The organism is Varibaculum cambriense DSM 15806, from assembly GCF_000420065.1.
GTDB classification, from domain to species: Bacteria; Actinomycetota; Actinomycetes; order Actinomycetales; family Actinomycetaceae; genus Varibaculum; species Varibaculum cambriense.
Map to the genome: position 1 here is coordinate 61,403 of NZ_ATUF01000002.1, position 26,094 is coordinate 87,496.

Consider the following 26,094-nt stretch of genomic DNA (forward strand, 5'->3'; position numbering starts at 1 on the left):
AAAAAATAAAATCAACATAGCATTAAATAGGCAGCAGATAAGCCTGCCCCACGTATTTACCACAGTCTTTGCAAGGAGGACGCGATGGCCGACGATGCGATTCCTACTCCCAGCAGGAACAACACTTTAACGGAACCTTTAACGAAAAAAGGTGCCAAGTATGGGTTTGTTTTTAATCAGAACCTTTGTAACGGTTGTAAGGCCTGCCAAATCGCTTGTAAAGATAAGCATGATTTGCCGGTAGGCATGACCTGGAGACGGGTAATCGAATATACCGGTGGCTCTTGGAAAGTAAACGAAACCGATGGAACTTTCCGTCACAATGTTTTTAGTTACTACACTTCTGTAGCGTGTAACCACTGTGAGAACCCGATTTGCGTGCAGGTATGCCCGACTACTGCAATGACGCAGCGCGAAGATGGCACTGTCTATGTAGACCAATCTAAATGCGTGGGATGCCGCTACTGTCAGTGGGCTTGTCCCTACGGAGCTCCGCAACTGGACGCCCGCAGTGGTCACATGTCTAAATGCGATTTGTGCTATGACTATCGCAGCCAAGGACAGAATCCGGCATGTGTTGATGCTTGTCCTACTCGCGCGCTTGGTTGGGGCCCCATCGAGGAACTGCGTAAGGAATTCGGGGAAGAGGCCGGAATTGCCCCGCTCCCGGATCCTTCCATTACCCAGCCGCACCTGGTAATCAAACCGCACCGTGATGCCCAAGACTGGGATAAAGGCAGCGGAATCATCCAAAGTCCCAAAGAGATTTAAACACTGAACATCTTATTCACCCGCTAGGTTAAGGAGCATCATGCATATCGGCGAACTGCCCATGATTATCTTTACTACTGTCGCTCAAATGTCAGTAGGGGCATTTTGGATTCTAGGAATCATCCAGCTGATTGGTCGGCGGGCAGGCGTTAAACAGTCTGCCATCGACAGCCTGACCAACGCGGGGTTGTATGCAGCCGGGCCGCTGCTAATTCTGGGATTCTTTGCCGCGTTTTTCCATCTAAACGATCCCTTCCACGCACCGTTCACCCTGCTGCATCTGGGATCATCCTGGCTTTCACGCGAACTAATCTCCGGGGTGCTCTATGCCCTGTTCGGACTGATTTTCGCGCTAACCCAATGGTTTAACCGTTTCAGCCGCACCACAAGGGACATTTTCGCAGCACTTACTGCACTAGCGGGGCTGTGTCTAGTGATATCGATGTGCGGGGTTTACTACTTTACCGGAACCGTTCCGGCCTGGAACACCTGGTTTGTTTGGGTCAGCTTCTTCTGTTCCGCTTTCTTCACGGGCTCTCTAGCAGTGGCGATAGCTCTGCTAACCACCTGGCGGATGAAACAACGCGGATCCAGTGATAAAAGCTCGGATACAGATAGCAAAGGCTTAAAAGCTGCTTTGCGTCGCGGCCTCTTCCCTCCCGGAAAACTACCAGAGGGTTTAATCGACCTAACCAAGCGGTCTATACGGATTACCACCGGGATTGCCGCCTCTGCTGGCCTAATTATCTTGATGTCCTACGCGTTCTTTATGGCCCAATTGGGTCTAGGTAGCCCGATAGAACGGCAAGTGGCACAAAACATGACTGCGCATGGGTATCTTTTGATCCGGTTGTTGCTACTGGTGATCACGATTGTGCTGGTAGCTCTGGTACTGCGCAGCTATATTTCGGATGCTGCTTACCCCAAGCGTTCCTTGGTGATCACTCTGTGGGTAACCTTCCTCCTGGCCTTTGTGACCGAGATGATAGGGCGGGGTCTCCACTACGAAGGATTGGTTCGCGCGGGCATCAATACCTTATTGGGATAGCATTAAAGCTATGGAGCCAAAGGTACTAGATTCTTACGCAGCTGCTTTTTGTGTCCTGGGTGCCCTACACCTAAACCCTCCCGATGAGGACGTGGTCAAAGATTTTCTATCCATGACCGACCAGTGGCCCCTGCCGCTGACCCCGAAGGGCTCTCAAGCTCTGGCAGACCTAGGTACCGAGCTACCCTGCGACCTTAGTGAAGAGGATATTTATACGCTTTGGTCAGATCAGAATAGTCTGTATGGAATTACCGGTAGCGCCCAGCTACCTCCCTTTGAATCGGTACATCGCTGTGATGATGCTTTGGTATTTGACCAAGAAACCGTGGAGGTTCGCCGTTACTATGGTGCCATGGGTTTTCAGGCTCCCCATCTAGGACAAGAACCTGATGACCATATCGGGCTGGAGATGGATTTTGTAAGCAAATGCCTATTAAAAGCCGCTGATGATTTTGCGGAGGGGAATCAGGAACGAGGGCGCCAAACTCTGGGAGTGCTGTGTGAATTTAGTGGAGAACACCTGCTGACTTGGGCACCTGACTTCTGCCTCGAGGGTGAAAAACTAGCAAAAACCCAATGGCTCCGCACCATCCTGATTCTTACCGGACAGACGCTTTCGCAATGGAAACAGGAGCTCCTTACTGCCGGGTATGAGCTGCAGATCGCCCCTAAACTGCGTCCTGCCCAGAAAGAGGATTTTTCTGGCCCCGTTTCCGTACCCCTAACTCGTCGTCCGCAAGTTGAGGAAAGTTAGTTTGCTTCCTCGTAACTTTTCGGCCTTGCTCCGTTGGGTTAGCGCGCAAGACCCCATAAACACCCTAGTTATCAGGTGTGAGTCTCTCCCGGACGTCAAAGTTAGTAAGAAGGACGCCCTCCTTACCTGGCAGGGATGTTTAGGTGAAAGTTTCAACGCTGATTTGGCGGCGCAACTGCTAGCTAGTGATATCCAAAGCCTGCAGATTTTAGGGTGCACCCAGTGCGCTGGCAGCCTAGATATAAAGTTGGCAGCGGCCAGGACCCGCCTCGGTACCTTAATAGCTGGCTATCACCCGCCCAAAAAAGCTGCCCGCCATCCCCGGGAAGTTAACTTAGATTCGGTTCCCTTACCCCGCCGCCTCTTGCTGCCGGTCTCAAATGGTTCTCCTTTGGATCTCGGTGTCTCTCACGCGGTTCGCACCTTCCAGGCCTACCATCTGCTAGCTCAGGGGCAACGCATCGAAAATAGAGTAGTTACCTGTACGGTTGCGGCCGCGGATAATAACACCCCTTCCCTATCACCGGAATCCCCGGCGGAAACTACTGACAGCGAAGCGCTCCTACCCTGGTTAGACCGCGTGGATGCCATCCACGTGCTGCGCTGCAACGCTTGCCGCTCTCAGATTCGTCTGTGCCCCGACAACATAGGTTTCGATCTATCGGCAGCCGGCGGCAATTGGCATCAACTCTGCCCTACTTGCCGGATGGCAGTCCGGTACTGCCCCGAACATTCTGACTCGGAGATAGCCAGCCAGCGTTCCCTGGAGATTTTCACCGCCCTCAAAACCCGACAGAGCACCCAGGAAACTAAGGAATGCAAACGCTGCCGCAACCCGCATCCGGCTAGTGAAGGCCAGCTGTGTAAGCTCTGCCGCTACCAGGAAGAACACCCGTTTTCTGCGGCAATGCCGCAAGAAGTCCTAAAAAATCTACCTCCGGAGCTCCAATCCAAGTTGCGTGAGGTTTAGGGGTTAATACTCCAATGGGGATGTGGATTATTTTAGGAATTAACCCTTATTTTTTGGATAGATTTAGCAACGAAATCGGGTGCCTGTCATTTGTCAGGCACCCGATTAATTTGCGCAGCTAGTAACGGCACACACTTGCCGTTACTGCACGTTCTTCTTCCGAACGACGATGAGGACTGCTCCTGCTGCTAATAGAATCACTGCAGCTATCCACAGAGGCGCTACGCCGGTCTTTGAAATAGGCGGAGTTGGCGGAGTTGGCGGAGTTGGCGGCTGTGTGGGGGGCACCGTAGTTGGAGGAGGCGGAGTCTTGTAGTTCCTGACGTCAACATTTGCAGGAACTTGGGCAGACGCCATCTTGCCTTCCGCGTCCTCCTTCGCCTGAATGGGAACCTCGAACGGGATATATTCGTTCAAGATCTTATAGTCCTTAGGGGCACTAACTTCGCGAAGAAGGTAATCGCCTGGCTCCAGGGCGGGCTTACCCGCTGGGGCGAACGTGCCGTCGGTACCAGTAGCGAACGAACCATCTGCGTTGAAACCTTCTAGCACAACCTTACGAACCCGCTTGGTCTCACAATTGGTTGGTGCGGCGTTAAGCATGTCCCGTAGTTGATCCTGTGAGGATGGGGTGCGCACTGGGCAAACCTTGATTTCTTCCGTATTGGTCAGATCTGGTTCAACACCACATGGGGTTGGCTCCTCGTTGACAAGCTGATATAGCTCAAACTTTGCCCCCGCCAGCGCCGTGCCGTCCTCGGCCTGCTTAGAGAGCTTAAACGTGCCGGGATTCTTCTTGTAGGTGAAATACATGTGCTGCGTATCTACGCCCGGGGTCTTGTGATAGGACAGCTTGAAGTTCGGAGCCTTTGATTTAACATAACCAGGCATACCCATGCGCCCGTCTTTGAGTACAGGTAGATCGTTATCAACCTTCGTATAGCCAGGAATCTCCTTCTCTACCGATTCGAAAGTAGGTTTGTAAGGAAGATTCTTATCCCCGTAGGGTAGGAACTTTTTTGACTTGTCATCCCAATTCATCATTCTCAAACCGGAAAGTGACGTCCAGTTTCCTGGCTGCCCTACGTAAAACTCGTACGGGTAACGTGCTAGTGCAAAATTCCCAGAGCCATCTTGGAACTTAACCTCCCCTGGATTCTTCACGACCTGGGCGAGCTCGGGGTAGATGTCGGTGATGCTCTGCTGCGCCATAACCGGCGCCAATAGTTGCTTTTCCAGACATGCGATAGTGGTGTAAGTAGAGCCTTCAAGCTTGCCGCCCCAAAATGCCAGGGGCCGATTCGGAATCTTTACCTTGTCCTCGACCTTCTGTGCTGCCCGGTACTCTGAATCGAGAACGTAGCGATAGTCGGCAGAGGCGGGAATGCTCACGTACAAACCGTTTGCCTTGGTACCAATCGAACCCCCTTGAGTGTCACCGGTTGAACCGGTACCAATTGACATCCCCGCTTGATCTCCATCGGCGGGCAGGTAAGCATCCCACTGGAACGTGTGTTCCTCATCGTTATGAAACTCGTCGTCGAACACGATGTGTACTGGTTCGAAGAAATCGCGCGGGTTATTGTTACCCAGGTGTCTCCATGACCCGTCGCTATTCTTCACAACTACGCTATCTTGACTGGACGGGTCATACTTTTCGGCGGGTACCGGTTTGCCATCCATCGTAAAGTTCTCAACCGGCTTCCAAGTGTACGGCTTGTCATCACTTCTTTTGGTGTACTGCCACGTCACGCCGAGGCGAAAATTCAGCGTCGGAGCCATTTCAGGATCAACGGTGTTGTACTTGAACTTCATGGTGGTACGCACACCATCACAAGGATTAATCTTCGCGCTAAAAGCAAAGTGAGAAAGTGGCGTGACTTCCTTCGCGGCGGACTTTAGGCAGCCATCTCCCGGGTCGCCCGGCTTCCAGTTTTTGTCAACCTGCCCGTGGATCCACTCATAGCTCAGGTCATAGTCGGGAAATGGTCTTTCAGCTGCCCGCGCTGGAGAGGAGGGGGGGATCGTTATAAAGACCACAAGGACAATAGACAACAACATGCTAAACCCGAGCGCGAGCCCTTGTTTCAGACTTGCAGATCTCCAACTAGTCACGAATTTCACCTTCAAACTGTTTAGGGCAAGGTTCTATGGACACAGATCCATCGGATAGGGAACAGAGAGATGTCCCAGTACAAATCAGTACAGTAGGATTATATTCCTGTAATAGGAAGAAGTAAAACAAACTAACGAAACAGCGACTCTTACTGAGCCACTCTAATGGTGGGCGATACTGGACTCGAACCAGCGACCTCTTCCGTGTCAAGGAAACGCGCTAACCAGCTGCGCCAATCGCCCGAGGTGGGTACGGGATTCGAACCCGTGTACACGGCTTTGCAGGCCGCTGCCTAACCACTCGACCAACCCACCATAATCAAAGAGCGCCGCGCTTGGCGACGCCCTTCAAATCGAGCGGATGACGAGACTCGAACTCGCGACCCTCACCTTGGCAAGGTGATGCTCTACCAACTGAGCTACATCCGCGTTGCGTATGAAAGTATATCTATAAAGACCTAGGTTTTACCAAACTGGCTGTAAGTGGGGCTGCTCACAACTGCCTAGACCTCGTATTTTAGGCTGCGGACCCTACTAGCTACCGGGAGTACCTGCACGGGATAGTCTCTTAGCAAGTTGTTCAAAGCGCGCACTGCAAACAGGGTTGATATTCTCTAAATACCTACTAAATCAGGATTATCTCTAGGAGGAGTTAACAATGACCGGGATTTTAGGTAGCAGCATGCTGACACTTTTACTTTTGCTAGTACTGATCGGCTATTTCTTGTTCTCCGCTATTTTTATCGTAAAGCAGCAGACCGAAGCGATCATCGAACGCTTCGGCAAGTATCGCCGCGTATGTACCCCCGGTCTTAACATTAAGATTCCAGTTATTGACCGGATTGCGAAAATCGTGGAGCGGCGGATTCAACAGCTGGATCTGGTAGTAGAAACCAAAACTAAAGACAATGTGTTCGTGGCCATTCCAGTTTCGGTGCAATTCCAGGTGCAGGATTCGGCAGCCTCTTTCTATTCCCTGTCTAACCCCGCCCAGCAGATCACTTCCTATGTGTTCGACCGAGTCCGCTCTTCCTTATCCCAGTTGAACCTGGATGAAGCTTTCTCTTCAAAAGACACTATTGCCCAAGAGATTGAGATTTCTTTGGGAGAGCAGATGGCGCGCTACGGTTTCCGGATCGTGAACTCGCTGGTAACCGATATTAACCCAGACAAGCGGGTCCGAGAATCGATGAACTCTATTAACGCTGCTCAGCGTGAACGGGAAGCGGCTATCCAGCTAGCAGAAGCCGATAAGATTAAACTAGTTAAACAGGCGGAAGCGGACGCTGAATCCAAACGTCTTCAGGGTGAAGGCATTGCTCTACAAAGGCGGGCCATTGTGCAAGGGCTAGTAGAGCAATACGAATCTTTGCGGGATGCCGGTATTGGTGACCAGGCACAACAGATTCTCTTGATGACCCAGTATTTTGATACCCTGGCCGAGGTGGCAAAATATTCAAACACGCAGACCCTGATGTTACCTGCTAATCCCACCGGGGTCACCAACACGATGGAGGAGATCCGTACATCTTTGGTGGCGGGCTTAAAAGCTGCCGGCCAGCACACTAAATAAGCAAATTAACCGCATGATGCGGTAGCAACAGCAGCGATTTAAATCCAGATAACGAATATAGCTAAGTATGACGAAGAATAATCAAGATAACGTAAGACAGCCCCAGGAAAAACAACCGCATCGCCTGCGACATCCGCAGGGAAAACATCCCGGCCGGGGTGAAGAACTGCGCCAGTTACTGGAAAAATATGATCGCCGGATTTCCCAGTTAGAACAATCCGACCGTGAACGCGTTCGCCGATTGGCATCCAGAACCGAGCGTTTACGCAACACCCTTGGTCATCACCCGGTTTCAAAGAAAGTAGCTACTACTACCCCAGCGGAGCCGGCAAACGTTGCTCCCGCACAAACTCCCAGTGAATCGCACCCCAGTGCTTGGAAACGCGGAACCCAGATCGCCCGGGAGCAGACCCAAAATCTATGGCACAAGGTTCCCTATCCTCACGGTATGCACCCGGGACTAGTTCGCGGGATCGCAATTGATGAGCAGATCATCAAATACCGCACCGACAAAGTGGTGTTTTTGTGCACCGGCACCTTAGTGCTGGGGTTTATTCTGTGGGGGCTTATTTCTACCGATTCCCTCCGCAGCGTATCTGAAGTGGTTTTGCAGTGGGTGGTAGATAATACCGGCTGGTTATTCTCTATCCTAGCCGCCATAATTTTATTATTTATGCTGTTCATAGGGCTTTCGCGCTATGGCAACATCCCTTTGGGACGTGATAACGAAGAACCTGAATATTCCTATGGCTCTTGGATTGCCATGATGTTTAGCGCCGGCATGGGGATCGGGCTGCTGTTCTTCGGTCCCTATGAGCCGATGATTTATTTTACGAACCCCGCCCCTCATTCCAGCGCTAAACCAGGTAGCTATCAGGCGTTAAATGACGCCATGTCGCAAACCATGCTGCATTGGGGACTAAACGCTTGGGCTATCTATGCCCTGGTAGGTTGCGCAATCGCCTACGGAACCTACCGACGGGGACGGGTTCCTTTGATTTCTTCTATTTTTGTGCCTCTCCTGGGACACAAATTTGCTGAAGGTGGAATTGGAAAAGTAATCGATATGTTGGCGATTACCACCACCCTGTTTGGCACCTGCGCTTCCTTAGGGATGGGAGCATTGCAGATTGCCCGCGGCACCGAGTTAGTAACCGGAATCGGAAGAATCGGTAATGCCGGTCTGTTCGCAATTATTTCCGTGCTAACTGCGGCCTTCATCGCATCGGCGGTATCGGGAATCTCGCGCGGAATTCGACTGCTTTCCAATATCAACATGGGGCTAGCCTTTTGCCTCATGGCGTTTATCTTCTTCGCTGGCCCGACCGTGTTCATCTTAAACCTGGTGCCTTCCACTTTGATGAACTATCTATCCGATTTATTTGGATTACTCTCCACTTCTCCCTCTTATGGGCCGGAGGCCGGTCAGTTCGTTTCTACCTGGACGGTGTTCTACTGGGCATGGTGGATTTCTTGGTCGCCTTTCGTGGGGCTGTTCATTGCGCGAATCTCCCGTGGCCGGACTTTGCGCCAGTTTGTAACCGGAGTATTAATTGCCCCCACCCTGGTATGTTTGATTTCCTTCTGTATTTACGGGGGAACCACCATGTATATGCAGATTCAGGGAACAGAAATGCCACTAGAAGACGGGGCAGAAGTGATGTTATTTGCCCTCCTCGGGAATTTGCCACTCACTAAGATAACTTCGTTAATCGCGATGTTCTGCTTAGCTATTTTCTTTGTTACCTCTGCCGATTCTGCTTCGGTGGTAATGGGTTCACTTTCTCAGCAGGGTAAACCGGTTCCAGATCGTAAAATCACGGTTTTCTGGGGGCTATGCCTGTCCGGTATCGCGGTAGTCGGGATGCTAGTTGGCGGCCAAGATGCCCTGCAAGGAATGCAAAACTTGATTATCGTAACCTCCTTGCCGTTCGCGATTATTGTGGCGACTATGATCATCGCCCTCTTACGAGATCTGTCACGAGATCCTTTCACCATTAGACGCAATTTTGAACGTTCTGCTCTATCTAAAGCAGTAGTGGGCGGGCTAAAGAGCTACGGTGACGATTTCAAGATCGTAGTGGTTCCCACGAAAGAAGGAGAGGGTGCGGGCGCAGATTTTGATTCCACTTCCCCCGAACTGACTGAATGGTATCGGCGCACCGACACCGAAGGTAATCCCATCGACTATGACTATTCCTCCCAGACATATCTAGATAAGCAGGGCAACCCCGTTTATTGGGACGAGAAGGAAGAAACCTATAAGGATGATGAGGGGAACCCAGTTCCTTTGGACAGTGTGGAAGATACCTCTCCCGATCAGGAAACCGAGACCGCGGACGCTGCCCCTGCCCAGGAGAGCGCCACTACCGAGGCGGCTCCCGATGGTAATAAGTAGCGAAAATCTTAAAACCTGCACGGAATGACCCCGGCGTATTGCTTGTCAGCGACGCTGGTAGTGCCATCCTTATCACGGGAGGGAGCTACCAGCGTCACGATCTAAAATAAGTGTTCCGCATGCCGGGGTTAATAGCCAACCGCTAGTTGCCAAGAACCTAGCGCGAGTAAGGCGACGGAAGCTGCGGGGAGCATACGACGCAACCACAGTTTCCAGGCTGGGGCAGGCTCGGTGAGAATCTCAATATCTTCTAGATCGTGCTGCTCGCTAGCCTCTGCCCTATTGCTCGCCCTTGCTTTCAACCGGGCCCAAACGGGCTTAACTAGATAGGTTTCGCTAGCAGAGGGGGAGTCAGCTGGGGGCGCGGGAGCCGAGCACTCCGGCCGAGAGGAAGAGACTGCTTTCCCCGACTCTAACTTTGGCGCAAACACTGAGGGCGGAGCTGCCGCCCGAATTTCTGCAAACGGAGCTTTCCGGTGTGAATCAGTCATCCCGGTTAGGTCAGCTGTTGGAGGATTAGCTGCCGGCTTAAGCAATGGTCTTTTGAGCTGGGAGTTGGCCCCGGGGATGCGCACCGCAGTCATATCTAGCTGCGGCGCTAACATTTTCCCCGCCTTCAGCGCGGAAACCCCGATCTTCCCCGGACTGTTGGCATTTTTCACGCCTTGTTTTCGGGGAGGATTCGCGACCCTAAGTCCGGTATTTTTTATCAGCTTACCCGGCGGAGAGAGTACATCATCTCCCCTGCCGCTCACTAGTTTTCCGGGGCAAAGATATTTTTTACCCCCTAAACTACTTTGCGGGTTGTCGGGACGCAGGAGCCAGTTTTTCCCCTGTTCATCTGCTATCAAGTGAGGGCAGGGAAAAGTAATTTTTCCCTGCGGTACTATCAGCTTTAATAACGCTGTTTGCTGCGCGTCTACCGCCAGTGCTATCCAGTTGCTACCGGCGGCGTCCACAATATTTTTTTGCTGGCTTCGCCGGGAGCCAGCCGGAATTTTTAGGGCATGTTTCGTTTCCATGTATCCACTAAAGTGTTTTCCCGTTTCTTTGTCACTCCTTTATCCACAGCTGCCAGCGCCATTTTTCTCCGCTTTACCTTGGGGATAACCGCGTAATATACGATTTGCGCATTTTTTCGATAGGCTTAGATCATCATGGCTATACAAAATAACCCGCAGAAAAAGAAGCACTGGTGGAACAACTTCGCGGATGTCTACCGCGTAACCAAACGTACCTATTCGTGGATCGGTTGGGCGATGCTCGCTATCGTCTTGGCAGTTCCCCTGATAGTGCTAATACTCTGTCTACTCGCCTCGATTAGCGTAGGACGCACCATCTTCTACATCATAATTGCGTCCTCGGTAGGAATGCTGCTAGCTACTACCCTGCTTACTCGTCTGGCTAATAAAGCTATGTATAAGCAGCTAGAGGGGGTTAAAGGCAATGTGTACGCAATCTTGCGTTCCATTAAACGTGGCTGGATCGTAGAAGAAGAACCAGTAGCGTTTAACCGCAAACAAGACCTGGTGTACCGTCTGGTGGGTCGGCCGGGAATCGTCCTCATCTCCGAAGGCCCCTCCTCACGGGCTGGTGAATTGCTAAATGAGCAAGAACGCAAATGTCATCGGGTGGCCCCCTCGGTACCTATCCATAAGATTCAGGTAGGACAAGAGAAAAACCAGGTTCCGATCTCCAAACTCCTTAAAACTATTAACCGCTTAAAGAAAGAGATCAGTAAGGACGAGGTTCCGATTGTGGGACAGCGCCTGCAATCTTTACAAAATAAAACCTATCGTCTGCCGGGGGGAGTCGATCCCAACAAGGCAAAAATTAACCGTCGGATGCTGCGCGGAAAGTAAGTGCCGCAAAACCTGGGATAGCGGTTCTCGCCGAACGCTGGTAAAGCTAGTTCAGCAATTTATCGGGGGCTTTCTATGCTTTTTTAGGAGTGCCGAGCACTTTATCTAGTAGTGCTTTCGAGGGGCGTAGTTCAGTTACACTCTCGTCGACTTCCCAATCCTCTACCGGACGCGAGGACCAGATGCGAGCAGAAAATTTCCCGGGCTCGCCCTCGAAAACCGATAGCGAAGCATTGGTAACCGGTTTCGTCGCTGCCAGCGCAAAAGTAATCTCGGGACTATTCATATAAGACCAATAGCGGATAATCGCGCCATGAGCCACAATCACCGCGCAGCCATCGGGCCCCACCTGATCGCAGGCCGCCCTCACCACGCGGTTAAAACGCGCCAAGGTTTCCGCTCCGCTCTCCCCGCCCTCCATCTTCAGCTGGGTATCTCCCTGCATCCAGGATCCGATAGTGCGCACATATTGCTCTACCGAGACCAGGTCACTGGCCATTTCTAACTTTCCCGCCTGTATTTCATTGGCATCCCCATTTTGTATCCGGGTGAGGCCGAATCGTTCTTCTAAAGGTTGGGCAGTCTGGTGGGTGCGGATCAAATTCGAGGTCACAATCAGCTGTGGAGCCGGCAGGGACAGCTCCTGCCAAGTTTGTACCGCCGCTTCTACCTGCCGCTCCCCCTCGGCATTGAGCGGAGAACCCGGCTCCGCGGTATCCAGGGCTCCAGTAATATTAGCGCTAGTTTGCCCGTGCCGCATCAATACCAGTTTCATCTTTTCCCCTTTCTTCCCATTCCATTTTTAAGAATTGTAAAAGACTCTCTCCATCACTGCCCGAGCGCGGCGAGCCAGGCGTAAATAGTCTTCCCGTAAATCATTCTCTTTGCCGGGAGCATACCCCAGCAGCCGTGCCAGGGCATAGGCAGGAGCGGTAGCAGTAGGCAGGTAATCCAATTTATTGCCGCTCATTCGATTCGTGACCAAGACATTTCCACAGCGGATTCGGCACGCCAACTTCCAGGCCTCGGTTAAGGCTGTTAGGTCGGCATCCGATAGCATTCTTTGCTCGGCTGCCACCTTTAAGGCTTCCAAAGTCCCCGTTACCCGCAGCTGGGGACAGGAAATTGCTCCCTGCAGCTGCAGCAATTGGGAAACCCACTCCACATCACTAAGTCCTCCTGGCCCCAGTTTTACGTGCAGCGACGCGTCCTGTCCTCCGGGAATTCGCTCATTTTCCATCCGGGCTTTCAGCAGGCGTATTTGCCGGGTAGCACCCTCGTCAAGCGGGCGTTCATAACGAATCGGATCAATAGTTTCAGTGAAACGCGCTATTAGCGCCTGGTCACCACCAAAGGCGCGCGCCCGCAGCAACGCCTGTATCTCCCAAGGCTCGGCCCAACGTTCATAGTAGTCACGCAGAGCTGTTAAGGAGCGGGACAGCACCCCGTCCTCCCCCTCGGGACGCAGCCCGTAGTCTATTTTCAAACTGGGGGCGGCTGCGGGCCGATTCATTTCTTCTTGCAGTCGCATCGCAAAGAGGACCGCAATCCGGGAAGCCTCCGGGGCAGGTAGTTTAGCGTTCGCTAACAAAGTAGCATGTGTAGAAGTATCCCCCAGGTGGGGCGCCGGTATACTGGCTACCACCCCGGGCTCGCTCCAATGCGGATCTATTAAGGCCGAATGCACTACTAACAGGTCGGCATCGGAGGCATAGGCAGATTCCCGTCCTCCCCCGCGCCCCATCGCCACTAGGGCAATCCGGGGAATATTTTTCTCTTTAGCCGATAGCTCGCGCAGGATTACTTGGCTGGCAGCAGCAATGGTCGCATCATTAATAACGGTAATGGCTGCCTGGGTAGAGATGGGATCTAAATGGTTAACCACGTCTCGCAAAGCACAACGCAGCAGTTCTCGACCCCGGGTTTGGCGAATCAAATCTATCGCAGCTGAACTGTCCTGGTGACGTCGCGATAAGGCCTCCATCTCGGCATATAACTGAGCATAACTGCGGGTAGCTAGCTTTTCATCGTCATCTAACCACTGTACCGCTTCGGGTACATGTTCCAGACGCTGAGCTATATAGGGGCTGAGCGACAAAATGCTACACAGACGATGAGCCACCCGGGAGGAATCCCGCAACAGTCCCATATACCAATGGGATTTCCCGATCGACTCCGAGAGACGACGAAAACGCAGCAAGCCAGCATCGGGGGAAGGTCCTTCCGCCAACCAGCCCAGCAATACCGGCAGAATATGACTCTGAATTTGGCTACGTCGAGAAACCCCGGAGGTCAAAGCCGCAATATGTCCCAGGGCTCCGCGCGTATCCCGGTATCCGGCCAACCGGAGGCGATCGGCTGCCGCCTGTGGGTTGAGGGCGGCCTCGGCTTTAGATAGCCCCGCAGTGGCCGGCAGCAAGGGACGATAGAAAATATCTTGTTGCAGGGCGCGGATTTGGAGTTTTAGCTTTTCCCAATAGCTGGTGAGTTCCCCGCTCTTCCCAAAGCGTTCTTGACGCAAAGACCTGCCCACTCGGCGCTCATCCTCGCGGTTCTGCGGGAACAGATGGGTACGTGACATCCGCTGCATTTGCATCCGGTGTTCGACAACCCGCAAGAACCGGTAGGCATCTGCCAGTTGCCGAGCAGAGTCCCGGCCGATATAGCCACCCTGAGCAAGCGCGTCTAGCGCTTGCAGCGTGGGACGCACTCGTAAGCTTTCATCGGTACGTCCATGCACCATTTGTAGCAGTTGCACCGAGAACTCTATATCGCGCAGTCCCCCGGGCCCCAGTTTTAGTTCCCGACCAGCTGTAGGGCTAGGGATAGATTCTTCTACCCGAATCCGCATTGCTCGAGTGTCATTGAAGAAGCCTTCCCGCTCGACTGCTGTCCACACTAGCGGCCATACTGCCTGCATATAGGCATCTGCCACCCGGGGAGACCCGGCTGTGGGACGAGCTTTTAACAGCGCCTGAAACTCCCAGGTTTTCGCCCATTTTTGGTAGTACTTGGCATGCGCAGCTACGGTGCGACAGGTGGCTCCATCTTGTCCCTCCGGGCGCAGCGCTAGATCGATAGGCCACAGCGGCATCTCGATTCCCGGCCCACAGCAGGCCGCCGATATCCCGATTGCTAAGCGGGAAGCCACTTCCAGAGCCTCGTCCTCGCTAAGAGTGCTATTTTCGGCGGGCTCGGCCACGTAGATCAGGTCAATGTCACTGTGATAGTTAAGTTCTTCGGCTCCCGTTTTCCCCAGGGCAATCACCGCAAAATCTACCTCGCCTGCCGGATCATATTTTGCGCGTGCCAAGGCGAGGGCGCCTTCTAAAGTGGCATCGGTGAGGGCGCTGAGTTTGCCGGCTACCACGGAAAAGAAAGCTAAGGGATCGGGGTGGGAGGCGTCCTCGGCAACTATTTGCAGTAGCTGGGAGCGGTAGGCGCGGCGCAGGTCATTGAGGTCGCGCTGAGCCGCTACCCAGGTGTCTGCCCGGATTTGTTGGGCACCCAGAGTCTGTAATATTTCCTGGCGTACTCGCTGGCGGTAACGGTTCACTAGGTCGAGCTCTTGCGTAACTAGGTAGCGGCTGCCATCCCAGTAGGCATCTTGCTCTCCGGCCTGCAGATTGGAGAGGATCTGGGGGTGAGAGACCAGGTAATCACCGGCAAAACGAGAAACTCCGCAAATAGCTATCACTAGGGCTCGCTGACGAGGATTTTCCGCCAAATATTTCCCGGTATTTTGCCCTGCTTCTAAAAGGTTGGTTAAACACAGTAACACTTGATCGGGGTGGGCAGAAGCCGATAGTTCCCGCCAAAAATCTTCATTTTCTACTAGCGGGGCAAAGACCGGGCTATTTACCCAGCTTTCGGCGCGCGCAACTTCGGTAACCCCACTAGAGCGCAGGCGCGAAGCGAGAGTAACTGGTCTAGCCATAGCTATACTCGCAAAAACTTCGCTAGTTCTCCCCGGGTAATTTGCGCAGAGTATTCGCGCCATTCCCGCTCTTTATTGCGCAATACATAGGAGAAGACTTCCTCCCCCAATACCTTGGCCATGAACTCGGATTGGCGCAGCTCCGACAGGGCTTCTTCCAAAGTCAGCGGGAGAGCGGGGATTCCTTGGGCGCGCCGCTCCTTATCCGACAGGCGCCAGACATCATCCTCGGTTTCCAGGGGGAGCTTCATCTCTTTCTCAATCCCGTCCAGCCCCGCAGCCAGCAACGCGGCATAGGCTAAATAGGGATTAGCTGCCGGATCCGTGCCCCGATATTCGATGCGGGCATCGCCGGCTTTTTCTGGTTTATAAAGTGGCACCCGCACCAACGCGGAACGGTTGTTGTGTCCCCAACAAATATAGGAGGGAGCCTCCGAGCCTCCCCAAAGCCGTTTATAGGAGTTGACATGCTGGTTTACTACTGCCGAGTATTCCCGGGCGTGGGCAAGCAGTCCGGCGGTAAAAGCCTGTCCGGTGGCAGAGAGCTGATAAATATCGCTGGCACCATCGTAAAAAGCGTTATGTTCGCCCTCGAAAAGTGACATATGGGTGTGCATTCCGCTGCCGGCCTCGCCCGCCATGGGCTTCGGCATAAAGGTGGCCACCATATCGTCTTGCATCGCGATCTCTTCAATCAGGATCCGGAAAGTCATAATGTTATCGGATCCAGTCAGGGCATCGGAGGCGCGTAGGTCGATCTCGTTTTGCCCCGGCCCGTTTTCGTGATGCGAAAACTCGACCGAGATTCCCATTTCTTCCAGCATTGCCACTGCCCGGCGGCGGAAAGAATTGTCTCCCCCGTTAGGCACATGATCGAAATAGGAGGCATTGTCAATAGGACGCAGCGGTGCATCTAAGGAAGTTGGCGGCTGCAGCAAGTAGAACTCGATTTCGGGGTGAATATTAAAGGTAAAACCCAGATTGGCGGCACGTTCTAGCTGCCGCTCTAGTACCCGGCGGGGATCGGAACGGGCGGGCTGGAGATCCGGGGTATAGACATCGCAAAACATCCGCCCGACTTCGGCATCCTCGCCCCGCCACGGCAATATTTGAAAAGTGGAGGCATCAGGACGCAGCAACATGTCAGATTCGTAGACGCGAGTAAAGCCTTCAATTGCGGAACCATCGAACCCGATCCCCTCGTTAAAAGCATCCTCAAGTTCTGCGGGGTCAATCGCTACTGATTTTAGAGAACCAGACACATCGGTAAACCAGAGGCGAATAAACTGTACCCCTAGTTCTGCAATCTTTTGTAGTACATCCTCTTGCGCTGAGTCCACGATATTCCTTACTGTCTGCCGGTATTAAGGGTTTAAGCTATTTGTTCCAGATTGGCTAGTTACCGGACGCTACCGGGCATGTGCCCACCAACGTCCATCGCCGCTGCGTCCACACTTGAGCGGCAAGCTGAATGCCTCTGAGAGGTTTTCACTGGTCAACACCTGATCAATTTCGCCGCTAACCATGATTTTACCTTCCTTCATCAGAGCGGCGCGATTAAAAGATGCCGGTATTTCTTCTAAATGGTGGGTAACCATCACGATTTGTGGTGACTTCGGATCCGAGCTGAGTTCATCGAGGGCAGACAGCAAAAGTTCCCGCGCCTGCAGATCTACCCCCGCTACCGGTTCATCCAAAAGCAAGATTTCCGGGTCAGCCATCAGGGCACGGGCAATCAGTACCCGCTGGCGTTCCCCATCGGAGATCGTAGCTAAGCTGCGGTCTTGTAGAGCTGCCACCCCGAATAATTCCATTAGGTTTTCGCGGCGCTGATAGTCGATATCTTCAAAATCTTGATCCCGTCCGCGCACCATAGTGCCATAAGCAGCCGACAGAATCAGCGCCTTGACGGTTTGCGAGCGCGGGATTACCCGCAGCGCCGCCGTGGAACACAGCCCCACCCGTTCATGCAATTCTTGTACCGGTACTGCCCCTAGCCGTTGCCCTAAAATTTTGGCTTTCCCACTGGAGGGGTAGCTTCGCGCAGCCAGGATCGATACTAGAGTGGTTTTCCCTGCCCCATTGGGCCCCAGGATTACCCAGTTCTCGCCCAGTTTAGTTTTGAAGGAAATGTCCTGAAGGATCTGGTTTCCTCCACGCGTAAAACTGACGTGTTTTAATCGGAGCAGAGTATCCATATCTCCCATCTTAACCAGTGTGCTGGCAGATAAGTGGCGGGGGCGAGCATCTTCCCCAAAGTGCTCGCCCCCGCCACAGCTATTACGTTTCTAACTGCGAGTTTCTCTTACAATAGGGAGCGGTATAGTTCCACAGTTTTATCGGCAACGGTCTGCCAGGAGAATTTTTCTTCCACCCGTTTACGTCCGGCTTTGCCCATTTTTTTGGCCAGCTCGGGATCTGCAAGCAGTTTTGTGATCCGCTCGGCCATGTCCCGGTGGAATTTCTCGGGATTCGTGGGGGTACCGCTGCCGTCAGTTAATTGTTCGATTGGCACTAGATAGCCAGTTTCGCCCTCGGCAATGCAATCGGGAATTCCCCCGGTAGCGGTGCCCACCACCGGCAGCTCCATCGCCGCGGCCTCGAGGTTCACAATCCCCATTGGTTCGTAAATTGAAGGAGTAACAAACACCTGAGCCGCAGACAAAATATTTACTAGCTGGTCATGCGGCAGCATTTCTTCAATCCAGATGATGCCACTGCGCCGAGCTGATAGCCCCTCTACCAATCCGCGGACTTCTTTTTCAATCTCCGGGGTATCTGGTGCCCCCGCACACAGCACTACTTGTGAATCTGCCGGAATCTGCTCGATAGCCTGCAAGAAGTGCGGTAGCCCTTTTTGCCTAGTTATCCGGCCTACGAAAACCACAGTCGGTATCTCGGGGTTAATCCCGTGATTAGCCAGGGTTTGGGCAACCGCTTCCTGGTCGGTGGGTAGCGCCCAATCGGTTAGATCCAAACCATTATGGATAACGTGGACTTTATCCGGATCTATCTGTGGGTAAGCCCGTAAAATATCTTCCCTCATCCCGTGGGAGACCCCCACCACCGCATCGGCTGCCAAATAGGCAGTTTCTTCAGCCCAGGAAGACAGGTTATAACCGCCCCCGAGTTGTTCGCGTTTCCAAGGACGCAGCGGTTCTAGGGAATGAGCGGTCACCACATGCGGGACTTCGTAGAGTTTCTTTGCCCAGTGACCCGCCATATTGGCATACCAGGTATGGGAATGCACCAAGTCGGCTTGCTCGCAGTGCTGCGCCATCTGTAAGTCGATTCCCAGGGTACGAAGGGCAGCGTTATCCCCGTCCTGCTTGCGGCAATAGTCATATCCGGTAACCTGGATTTTCCCGCCATCGTCGGGGCGCGGACCATCGAAGCAATGTACCCCCACCTCAATTCTTTCTGCCAGAACCTTTGCCAGCTCAGTGACGTGGACGCCAGCGCCACCATAAACATGAGGGGGATATTCTCGGCTCAATAAATCGACACGCATTTTGGGGATCCTTTCCTAGGTGACCTTTAATTTTGCCGCTATCTACTAGATTAGTGGAATCGGGCAGGCACGGGGCAGAAACGGGAAATCCCGCGTTCCATCCCAATATTAAAAATCCCATCCCAAAGAGGCAATCTGCTCTGACTTTGGAGATGTGGCTAAGAAGGAAAACAAATATTTTTTAAATTCTTCGTAAGCGGACTATTACCGTTTAATTAATCGAGCCCAAATCCCCTCGCAGCACCTATGGCTTGGCATATGCTGACGTCATGGGTAAAAAAAATGTTTTAGCAATGATTCTGGCTGGCGGTGAAGGCAAGCGCCTGATGCCCCTTACTTTAGATAGAGCGAAACCGGCGGTTCCCTTTGGCGGTACTTATCGCTTGATTGATTTCGCGCTTTCCAATGTGGTGAACTCCGGGTATTTACGCTCGGTGGTACTCACCCAATATAAATCGCACTCGCTGGACCGCCACTTAGCTACCACTTGGCGGATGTCAGATTTGCTAAGCAACTATGTAGCCCCCGTGCCTGCCCAGCAGCGACGTGGCAAACACTGGTACCTGGGCAGTGCAGATGCGGTCTACCAGTCGCTAAACATTGTGCGCGATGAGAATCCGGACTACATCCTGATTATCGGGGCGGACAATATCTATCGCATGGACTTTTCTCAAATGGTCGATGACCATATTAAATCCGGTCTACCTTGTACGGTGGCCGGGATTCGGCAACCGATTGAGCTTTCCAGCGCTTTTGGGGTAATTGATCAAACGAATGGAACGATTAATCGCTTCATCGAAAAACCCGATACCTGCGAGGGTCTGCCTGATGATCCCACTAAGTTCTTGGCTTCGATGGGCAACTATGTGTTCACGACCAAAGACTTAGTGGCAGCTTTGGAAGAAGATGCCAAGAATGAAGAGTCAAAGCACGATATGGGCGGGGATTTGGTGCCCTATTTTGTGAAACATGGCGGAGTAAACTGCTATGACTTCATCGAAAACGAAGTTCCGGGCGCTACCGATCGCGACCGCGATTATTGGCGCGACGTGGGCACCATTGATGCCTTCTATGAGGCGCACCTGGACTTGCTGTCAGTATCTCCGGTTTTCAACCTCTATAACTTTGACTGGCCAACCTACACGAAGTTAGACGCCTGGCTACCCCCCGCTAAGAGTACCTTTAACGATGAGACTCGCCGGGGCATGGCGCTAGATTCGATTGTTTCTCCGGGGGTAATCATTTCCGGGGCGCGTGCGGAGCGCTCCATGCTCTCTCCCATGGTGCATCTACATTCTTTCGCTTCTGTAGATGGTTCGGTACTGATGAACGGGGTCGATGTGGAACGCTCCGCGGTGATCCACAATGCCATCTTGGATAAGAATGTACGAGTTGCCGAAGGAGTTCAGATCGGGGTCGATCACGACAAAGACCGCGAACGGGGCTTTACAGTTTCCGAGGGCGGGATCACCGTAGTACCCAAGGGAACCATTGTGGATCATTAAGCTATTACTAGCTAATTTGCCGGGGAGCATTTCCTTTGAAGTGCTCCCCGCGCTGTATCTAAAAGAGCGCGTAAAACCGCAATAGCAAAGTGAAAGCAAACGGGGATGCGTCGCACCTAAACGCGCAGCGAGGCATGGAAAACCCCGGTTAGCTCCCCACTACCACCGCTAAGAGCATTAAAACCTGGAACTTTAAAAGCAATAGCGGTAGCGGTGGACACCCCATAAGGCACGCCAGCGTTTTCCGGAGCCAAAAGCTGGGCAGTCATAGAAATAATCGGCTCATGCCCCACCACCAAAATGGCTTTACCGCCGGCAGGAGCGTACTCGCTTACTAGCCGCAGTAACCGTTCCGGAGAGCAATGATACAGCTCGTCCTCTGCCAGTAGCTGCGCATCCGGGTAAGCCCGCCCAAGCTGCTGAGCAGTTTGAGTGGCGCGATCCGCCGTAGAATGCAAAATCAGCGTTACTTCAACGCCTTCTTTTACCAGAAGCGCGCCTAACTCCCGCGCCTGCTGCACCCCGGCCGGGGTCAAAGGACGGCCGTGGTCCCCTCGACCGTAACCAGCCTGGGCATGCCGCACCAGCGTTAATACGTAGTTCATAGCTCTATCCTAGCTATGCCTCTAGAATGAAAACTAAGGACAAGGAGAGGTATGGCTTTAGCTAAAGGACCAGAAGACAATATTTGTTCGGCGCGCGGATGCGAGAACCCGGCAACCAAAGCGGTGCTATGGCGTAACCCTAAGATTCCCCGCCCCGTACATAAAACCTGGCTGACCTGCGATGAACATACCGACTTTTTGCAGCAGTACCTGGCTTATCGCTCTTTCCCCACTAAAGTAGTGCCTTTTAGCGAGGTAGATAGCGCTACTTTTGATTAGCCCCGGATTACCCACTACCGACAGCAAAGCACTGAACAAGACCGGCACCTAGCTACGTCAGCTCGACTAAATCTAGGTAGTCATCGCTCCATAAATCTTCATCCCCATCCGGCAGCAACAGTACCCGCTGCGGATTGAGCGCCTGCACAGCCCCCGGATCGTGGGTTACCAACACTACTGCCCCCTCGTACTGGTCGAGGGCGTGCAAGATTTCTTCCCGAGAGGCCGGATCTAGGTTATTAGTAGGCTCATCTAGCAGCAGCACATTGGCGCCGCTTACCACCAGGGTGGCCAGTGCTAGCCGGGTTTTTTCTCCCCCCGACAGCACGCTGGCGGGTTTGAAAGCGTCCTCACCCGAAAATAAGAACTGTCCCAAAATGTTACGTACGTGGGTTTCATCTAGGTCGGGAGCCGCCGCGGTCATATTTTCATAAACCGTGCGGGCAGGATCTAGGGTTTCGTGTTCTTGCGCGTAATAGCCCAGTTTCAGGCCGTGACCGGGAACGACTTCCCCCGCATCTAGCTCCTCGATCCCGTTTAGTAGCCGCAGCAGCGTAGTCTTCCCGGCACCGTTTTCCCCTAAAACCACCACTTTGCTGCCGCGATCGATTGATAAATCAAGGCCGGAAAATACCTCTAGGCTGCCATAAGATTTCGCGAGGCCGCGCGCGTTCAGTGGCACTTTGCCGCAAGCTAGCGGAGTGGGAAAACGCAGGCGGGCAACTTTTTCGGCCTTGGTTTCACTCCCGGCCTCTTTTACCAGTTCTTCGGCTCGGCGTAGCATTTGTTGCGCCGCGACTGCCTTAGTGGCTTTCGCTCGCATTTTTTCACCTTGCTCGCGCAATGCCTGTGCTTTCGCTAAAGCGTTTTGACGCTCCCTACGCCGCCGCGCCTCATCTTGGGCGCGTTGCTTCAGGTAGGCATCCCAACCCAGTTTGTATTGGTCAATCACTGCCCGGGAGGCATCCAGGTACCAAACCTGGTTTACAGTGTCTTGTAGCAGCGCCGTGGAGTGGGTAACCATTACGAAGCCGCCGGCATAGGTGCGCAGGAAATCGCGGAGCCAAATAATGGAATCATGATCTAAGTGGTTGGTGGGCTCATCTAAAAGCAGTACGTCTGGCTGGGAAAACAGTACCCGCGCCAGTTCTACCCGGCGGCGCTGCCCTCCCGAAAGCGTGGCGAGTGGCTGAGTTAGTGCGTCTTGGTCAAGCCCTAAGTTATGAGCGATCTGCATAGCTTCCGAGCGGGCAGCATACCCGCCTAGCCGAGTGAACTCTTCATCTAGGCGGGCGTATCTTTCTATCGCCTTGGCCTGGGTTTCCCCACTGGTGGTAGACATTTTTTCTTGAGCGTTCTCGATTGCCCGCAACGTGCGATCCAAATCCCGCACCGCCATGATCCGGGAAATCCCGTCCTTTTGCTTTACCCCGACCGCCGGGTCCTGTGACAGATACCCTACTGACCCGGAGGAAGTAACTTTGCCTTGAAAATCGATATTGTCGATTAGTTCTTGAGCTTCGTCCTCGCTAAGAGAGCCGCTGGAGCGATGTTTACCGAGAGCAACTAGCGCCGCGATTAGGCGCATAGTAGTGGTTTTACCAGCACCATTGCGCCCGACTAGGCCAATGCGCATTCCTTTATCAATCCGCAAATTGGTGCGGGAGACCAAGAGCCGCTGCCCGATCCGCACTTCCATATCTTGCGCATTAATCACGGTGTGGATTCTACCCAGGTGCTGCCAGTAGTTAAAACCGATACGGCTATTCCCTGCCCCGGCGCTTTCCCGTATTTTCGAGGATAGGAGTAGGTCGGAGCGGGTTGCAGCTCCGGCAGAGTAGGTGGAGGTGAAGAATAACCATGTTTTGTGGCTTCTATATTTCCCTACTGGGAAAGCCAGATAGCCCCCTACCGGAGATTAGAGAGGATAGCGAACCGCTAGTTAATGCTATCTACGCCTGGCAGCACACTTTCATCGCGGACTTTCCACTCCGATATGACCATGGAGAAATCTGGCAGGTTGCAGAAGCTACTGTAAAACCCGGACAGCAGCATATTGCAGCGACCGCATATTTTATTGCTCCCAGCTTTACGGATTCACCAGCTGCTATATCTCAGATGCTGGAGGCATTTTGGAAAGCTACTGAAAAGCTTTACCACCTCCAGATTTCAGAAGTTATTTTTCAGTTTGATCCCACTACCAGCGCAGATTTCTCCCAGCTGGCTCCGAATTTCAGCAGCTACCAGGCAGCTGCTCAATGGATGGAGTGCGAATTCATTCCTGCGACCACCACCGCTATTTTATCCGTCACCGCAGATACCCGGTCAGCTTCGCAAGCTACTAGGGAAGCGAAAGCCTTCATTAACTCCTGCGGAATTTCCGTAACCTCTGATAGCCCGCGCGATTTTACCCTTACGCAAGACGGCAGCGCGAAAATACCTGAGGATCGTTACCGGGCACTTATTCCGGGGTGGGATTCCATCAGTATTTCTTGGCTCTTGGCGGCGCTAGTTGCTAGCTATGCCCCGAAGATTCAAGAAAAGCTTACTATTTCCATTGCATTAGATCCCTTATCCTCCGGTGCTGACTCCTAGCTAAATCCTAGTACCCTGACAGTGCGGAAAGTCGGTTGCTTTCAGGTCTTAATCGCAGCATATTTTCATTACTAACCCTAAAGTGCAGTAAACATACCGCGATCTCGGCGAAGCTACTTCGCTAGGACAACTGGGATGATTACAATGGTTCTTTAGCAAAGGTGCTGTAACAAAAGGGAAAAGTCATGCCCGTAAATCTGAGCCGCAAAGATATTCAGGCTATTGATGCCGCCAAAGCCTACTATGGGGGTCTTCCCCAAAATGAGGTGGCGGCGCGGCTGGGGGTTTCGCGCCCTACGGTTTCTAAGCTGCTGCGTTATGCCCGCGCCAAAGGATACGTAAAAATCACCGTTAATGACCCCCGCCTAGCGGATTCTTCAACCGCTAAAGCTTTAATGACGCGTTTTGGCCTGGAGGAAGCGGTGGTGGTTTTTCCCAGCGCTCCCGCCGATAGCGAAGTTCGCAAAGCCCTGGGGGAAGCCGGCGCCCGAATGGTGGAAAAGGTGGTTAAGGATGGTGACACCGTGGGGGTTTCCTGGTCACGCACCATTGAAGAGATCTCTAAGAATCTCACCGCCCAGCCGCGCAAGAAGGTTCAGATCGTGCAGCTGCGCGGAGGAGTGGGCGGGTTTGCGCGCGGACAAAGCGAGATCGAGGCCGTCAATCGTTTTGCTGAAGCTTTTAACGCTCAGGCGCACCTATTGGGAGCACCCACCGTGTTTCAAAGCGCCGAAGCCAAACAGGCGATGATGAAAGAGCAGCAGGTAGCGGCGGCTTTAAAACGCGGACGAGAATCTCGGATAGCCGTCTTCACCGTGGGGGATGCGGCCAAAAGTTCTTATCTTTTGTCCCTGCCTACCCTCTCGCGGGATGTGAAACTGATTTTAGAGCAGAAAGCAGTCGGCGATATTTGCTCCCGCTTCATCGACACTCACGGCCGGGTGTGTTTGTCGGAGCTAAATGACCGTACAATGGCGATTACCCTGGCGCATCTGCGGCGGATTCCCGAAAAAATAATGGTTGCCGGAGGGGGCGCCAAAGTCGCGATTATCCGGGTCGCCCTGGAACACGGTTACGCTAATCGCCTAGTAATTGACGCCGCTACCGCCGCGCAAGTATTAGACATGCGCGCAAACTAGCTAGTACCCGGCGAGCGGAACTCTATGCTGATCGAGAGCCAGCATCTGACGGAACAAACACAAACCTGCATGCCCAGTCAAGCAATAAGGGCTGCGCGGTGTGAAATATGCGGCTAACAGGACTTTAGAGATAAGCAATGTCGCTACTCCCCCGCTAGGATGAGGGTATGACTGATATTAGTAACTTGCGTAAACCCAAAGCTTGGATGAGCGATATGGATGGCGTGCTGGTACACGAATCGCTAGCTTTGCCGGGCGCGAATGAGTTTATCGAAACTCTCAAGGAAAAGAATATTCCCTTCCTGGTATTGACCAATAACTCTATTTTTACCAACCGCGATCTCTCGGCACGGCTGGCATCATCAGGGTTAGAGGTTCCCGAAGACCGCATCTGGACTTCGGCTAACGCTACTGCCGAATTCTTAAATAGCCAGTCCCCCAAGTCGACCGCATTCGTTATTGGGGAAGCCGGATTGACCACCGCAATCCACGAGGCAGGTTATGTAATGACCGAAAGCGATCCGGAATATGTAGTCCTGGGGGAAACCCGCTTCTACGATTTCGTCAATATTACTAAAGCTATCCGCCTGATTGAAAAGGGTGCCAAGTTTATTTGTACCAACCCGGATACTACCGGCCCTTCTGAGGATGGCACGCTCCCTGCAGTAGGATCCGTAGCGGCCATGATTACCAAGGCTACCGGTCGTAAACCCTATTTCGTGGGCAAACCGAATCCGATAATGTTCCGAGCTGGTCTTAATAAGCTGGGAGCCCACTCCGAAGATGCGGCCATGGTCGGTGACCGGATGGATACCGATATTCACGCCGGGGTAGAAAGCGGCATGGATTCTTATTTGGTACTTTCGGGTTCTACTGCCCGGGAAGATATCCAGAAGTTCCCGTTTAGGCCGAAAGCCGTTTTCGACGGGATCGGTGACCTATTGCCCCTTCTCGGATAGCCAGTTTCGCACCGAGAATTCGGGCTATATATGCTGGGAGGCTCCCGGCTAATGGCCGGGAGCCTCCTGCTAT

The 26,094-nt window shown here is 53.0% G+C and carries 21 protein-coding genes and 3 tRNA genes; 12 read left to right on the forward strand and 12 right to left on the reverse strand.

Going from position 1 to position 26,094, the window contains the following annotated elements:
• The first annotated feature begins 84 nt into the window (after positions 1–84).
• The 4 genes from F605_RS0100405 to F605_RS0100420 are packed head-to-tail and all read left to right on the forward strand — an operon-like array spanning position 85 to position 3,543.
• Positions 85–771: a DMSO/selenate family reductase complex B subunit gene (locus F605_RS0100405; RefSeq protein ID WP_022863938.1), complete on the forward strand. Its 687-nt coding sequence runs from the start codon at positions 85–87 to the stop codon at positions 769–771.
• 40 nt (positions 772–811) lie between these two features.
• Positions 812–1,819 carry a dimethyl sulfoxide reductase anchor subunit family protein gene (locus tag F605_RS0100410; RefSeq protein ID WP_022863939.1) on the forward strand — a complete coding sequence of 336 codons (1,008 nt, stop codon included), beginning with the start codon at positions 812–814 and terminating at the stop codon, positions 1,817–1,819.
• 10 nt (positions 1,820–1,829) lie between these two features.
• Positions 1,830–2,573 (forward strand): TorD/DmsD family molecular chaperone, encoded by a 744-nt coding sequence (locus F605_RS0100415; RefSeq protein WP_022863940.1) that lies wholly within the window; start codon positions 1,830–1,832, stop codon positions 2,571–2,573.
• Position 2,574: 1 nt separating this feature from the next.
• Positions 2,575–3,543, forward strand: coding sequence for a hypothetical protein (locus F605_RS0100420; protein ID WP_022863941.1), 969 nt, complete (start codon positions 2,575–2,577; stop codon positions 3,541–3,543).
• A gap of 141 nt (positions 3,544–3,684) precedes the next feature.
• On the opposite strand, the gene F605_RS0100425 is transcribed toward F605_RS0100420, so the two are convergent.
• The 4 genes from F605_RS0100425 to F605_RS0100440 all read right to left on the reverse strand — a co-directional run bounded on the left by F605_RS0100425 (position 3,685) and on the right by F605_RS0100440 (position 6,087).
• Positions 3,685–5,598, reverse strand: a complete 1,914-nt coding sequence (locus tag F605_RS0100425) for a prealbumin-like fold domain-containing protein (protein ID WP_162138263.1) — start codon at positions 5,596–5,598, stop codon at positions 3,685–3,687.
• A 226-nt stretch (positions 5,599–5,824) separates the two neighbouring features.
• A tRNA-Val gene (locus F605_RS0100430) sits at positions 5,825–5,901 on the reverse strand.
• 1 nt (position 5,902) lies between these two features.
• A tRNA-Cys gene (locus tag F605_RS0100435) sits at positions 5,903–5,973 on the reverse strand.
• Between the two features lie 41 nt (positions 5,974–6,014).
• Positions 6,015–6,087, reverse strand: a tRNA-Gly gene (locus tag F605_RS0100440).
• Between the two features lie 229 nt (positions 6,088–6,316).
• Between F605_RS0100440 and F605_RS0100445 the strand changes: the two genes are divergently transcribed.
• Together F605_RS0100445 and F605_RS08980 are read left to right on the forward strand one after the other, a co-directional pair.
• Positions 6,317–7,231, forward strand: coding sequence for an SPFH domain-containing protein (locus tag F605_RS0100445; protein WP_022863943.1), 915 nt, complete (start codon positions 6,317–6,319; stop codon positions 7,229–7,231).
• Positions 7,232–7,298: 67 nt separating this feature from the next.
• On the forward strand, positions 7,299–9,629 hold the full coding sequence (locus tag F605_RS08980) for a BCCT family transporter (RefSeq protein ID WP_022863944.1): 2,331 nt from the start codon (positions 7,299–7,301) through the stop codon (positions 9,627–9,629).
• A 128-nt stretch (positions 9,630–9,757) separates the two neighbouring features.
• Here the strand turns inward: F605_RS08980 and F605_RS0100455 are convergent, their stop codons facing one another.
• A complete protein-coding gene (locus F605_RS0100455) occupies positions 9,758–10,651 on the reverse strand; it encodes a hypothetical protein (RefSeq protein ID WP_022863945.1) in 894 nt (297 codons plus the stop codon).
• Between the two features lie 135 nt (positions 10,652–10,786).
• Between F605_RS0100455 and F605_RS0100460 the strand changes: the two genes are divergently transcribed.
• Positions 10,787–11,491 carry a DUF4191 domain-containing protein gene (locus F605_RS0100460; protein ID WP_022863946.1) on the forward strand — a complete coding sequence of 235 codons (705 nt, stop codon included), beginning with the start codon at positions 10,787–10,789 and terminating at the stop codon, positions 11,489–11,491.
• A 73-nt stretch (positions 11,492–11,564) separates the two neighbouring features.
• Here the strand turns inward: F605_RS0100460 and F605_RS08985 are convergent, their stop codons facing one another.
• The 5 genes from F605_RS08985 to glgA form a co-directional block, all read right to left on the reverse strand.
• A complete protein-coding gene (locus F605_RS08985) occupies positions 11,565–12,266 on the reverse strand; it encodes a histidine phosphatase family protein (protein WP_022863947.1) in 702 nt (233 codons plus the stop codon).
• Positions 12,267–12,293: 27 nt separating this feature from the next.
• Positions 12,294–15,428 carry a bifunctional [glutamine synthetase] adenylyltransferase/[glutamine synthetase]-adenylyl-L-tyrosine phosphorylase gene (locus F605_RS0100470; protein ID WP_022863948.1) on the reverse strand — a complete coding sequence of 1,045 codons (3,135 nt, stop codon included), beginning with the start codon at positions 15,426–15,428 and terminating at the stop codon, positions 12,294–12,296.
• 2 nt (positions 15,429–15,430) lie between these two features.
• Positions 15,431–16,768, reverse strand: a complete 1,338-nt coding sequence (locus F605_RS0100475; protein WP_022863949.1) for a glutamine synthetase family protein — start codon at positions 16,766–16,768, stop codon at positions 15,431–15,433.
• Positions 16,769–16,837: 69 nt separating this feature from the next.
• The gene (locus F605_RS0100480; protein ID WP_022863950.1) at positions 16,838–17,626 is read right to left on the reverse strand and encodes an ABC transporter ATP-binding protein; all 789 of its coding nucleotides are present in this window, start codon (positions 17,624–17,626) and stop codon (positions 16,838–16,840) included.
• 107 nt (positions 17,627–17,733) lie between these two features.
• Complete coding sequence (gene glgA, locus F605_RS0100485) at positions 17,734–18,939, reverse strand: glycogen synthase (RefSeq protein WP_022863951.1); 1,206 nt, start codon at positions 18,937–18,939, stop codon at positions 17,734–17,736.
• Between the two features lie 269 nt (positions 18,940–19,208).
• Here glgA and F605_RS0100490 point away from each other — a divergent pair, with 269 nt between their 5' ends.
• Positions 19,209–20,444, forward strand: coding sequence for a glucose-1-phosphate adenylyltransferase (locus tag F605_RS0100490; protein WP_022863952.1), 1,236 nt, complete (start codon positions 19,209–19,211; stop codon positions 20,442–20,444).
• Positions 20,445–20,560: 116 nt separating this feature from the next.
• Here the strand turns inward: F605_RS0100490 and F605_RS08990 are convergent, their stop codons facing one another.
• On the reverse strand, positions 20,561–21,049 hold the full coding sequence (locus tag F605_RS08990) for a SixA phosphatase family protein (RefSeq protein WP_022863953.1): 489 nt from the start codon (positions 21,047–21,049) through the stop codon (positions 20,561–20,563).
• Positions 21,050–21,100: 51 nt separating this feature from the next.
• Between F605_RS08990 and F605_RS0100500 the strand changes: the two genes are divergently transcribed.
• Entirely contained in the window at positions 21,101–21,328 is a 228-nt protein-coding gene (locus F605_RS0100500) for a hypothetical protein (RefSeq protein ID WP_022863954.1), read from the forward strand.
• A gap of 52 nt (positions 21,329–21,380) precedes the next feature.
• Here the strand turns inward: F605_RS0100500 and F605_RS0100505 are convergent, their stop codons facing one another.
• A complete protein-coding gene (locus F605_RS0100505) occupies positions 21,381–23,045 on the reverse strand; it encodes an ABC-F family ATP-binding cassette domain-containing protein (protein ID WP_022863955.1) in 1,665 nt (554 codons plus the stop codon).
• A gap of 143 nt (positions 23,046–23,188) precedes the next feature.
• On the opposite strand from F605_RS0100505, the gene F605_RS0100510 reads away from it, so the two are divergent.
• The 3 genes from F605_RS0100510 to F605_RS0100520 all read left to right on the forward strand — a co-directional run bounded on the left by F605_RS0100510 (position 23,189) and on the right by F605_RS0100520 (position 26,021).
• Positions 23,189–23,923, forward strand: coding sequence for a hypothetical protein (locus F605_RS0100510; RefSeq protein WP_022863956.1), 735 nt, complete (start codon positions 23,189–23,191; stop codon positions 23,921–23,923).
• Between the two features lie 185 nt (positions 23,924–24,108).
• Positions 24,109–25,062 carry a sugar-binding transcriptional regulator gene (locus F605_RS0100515; protein ID WP_022863957.1) on the forward strand — a complete coding sequence of 318 codons (954 nt, stop codon included), beginning with the start codon at positions 24,109–24,111 and terminating at the stop codon, positions 25,060–25,062.
• 167 nt (positions 25,063–25,229) lie between these two features.
• Positions 25,230–26,021 carry an HAD-IIA family hydrolase gene (locus tag F605_RS0100520; protein WP_022863958.1) on the forward strand — a complete coding sequence of 264 codons (792 nt, stop codon included), beginning with the start codon at positions 25,230–25,232 and terminating at the stop codon, positions 26,019–26,021.
• Positions 26,022–26,094 lie beyond the last annotated feature (73 nt).

Coding starts and splice junctions, on each gene's coding strand:
- glgA (WP_022863951.1), bottom strand. CDS start 18,939: ATGCGTGTCGATTTATTGAGCCGAGAATATCCCCCTCATGTTTATGGT.
- F605_RS0100480 (WP_022863950.1), bottom strand. CDS start 17,626: ATGGATACTCTGCTCCGATTAAAACACGTCAGTTTTACGCGTGGAGGA.
- F605_RS0100470 (WP_022863948.1), bottom strand. CDS start 15,428: ATGGCTAGACCAGTTACTCTCGCTTCGCGCCTGCGCTCTAGTGGGGTT.
- F605_RS0100460 (WP_022863946.1), top strand. CDS start 10,787: ATGGCTATACAAAATAACCCGCAGAAAAAGAAGCACTGGTGGAACAAC.
- F605_RS0100410 (WP_022863939.1), top strand. CDS start 812: ATGCATATCGGCGAACTGCCCATGATTATCTTTACTACTGTCGCTCAA.
- F605_RS08985 (WP_022863947.1), bottom strand. CDS start 12,266: ATGAAACTGGTATTGATGCGGCACGGGCAAACTAGCGCTAATATTACT.
- F605_RS0100415 (WP_022863940.1), top strand. CDS start 1,830: ATGGAGCCAAAGGTACTAGATTCTTACGCAGCTGCTTTTTGTGTCCTG.
- F605_RS0100455 (WP_022863945.1), bottom strand. CDS start 10,651: ATGGAAACGAAACATGCCCTAAAAATTCCGGCTGGCTCCCGGCGAAGC.
- F605_RS08990 (WP_022863953.1), bottom strand. CDS start 21,049: ATGAACTACGTATTAACGCTGGTGCGGCATGCCCAGGCTGGTTACGGT.
- F605_RS0100515 (WP_022863957.1), top strand. CDS start 24,109: ATGCCCGTAAATCTGAGCCGCAAAGATATTCAGGCTATTGATGCCGCC.
- F605_RS0100500 (WP_022863954.1), top strand. CDS start 21,101: ATGGCTTTAGCTAAAGGACCAGAAGACAATATTTGTTCGGCGCGCGGA.
- F605_RS0100490 (WP_022863952.1), top strand. CDS start 19,209: ATGGGTAAAAAAAATGTTTTAGCAATGATTCTGGCTGGCGGTGAAGGC.
- F605_RS0100510 (WP_022863956.1), top strand. CDS start 23,189: ATGTTTTGTGGCTTCTATATTTCCCTACTGGGAAAGCCAGATAGCCCC.
- F605_RS0100445 (WP_022863943.1), top strand. CDS start 6,317: ATGACCGGGATTTTAGGTAGCAGCATGCTGACACTTTTACTTTTGCTA.
- F605_RS08980 (WP_022863944.1), top strand. CDS start 7,299: ATGACGAAGAATAATCAAGATAACGTAAGACAGCCCCAGGAAAAACAA.
- F605_RS0100405 (WP_022863938.1), top strand. CDS start 85: ATGGCCGACGATGCGATTCCTACTCCCAGCAGGAACAACACTTTAACG.
- F605_RS0100520 (WP_022863958.1), top strand. CDS start 25,230: ATGACTGATATTAGTAACTTGCGTAAACCCAAAGCTTGGATGAGCGAT.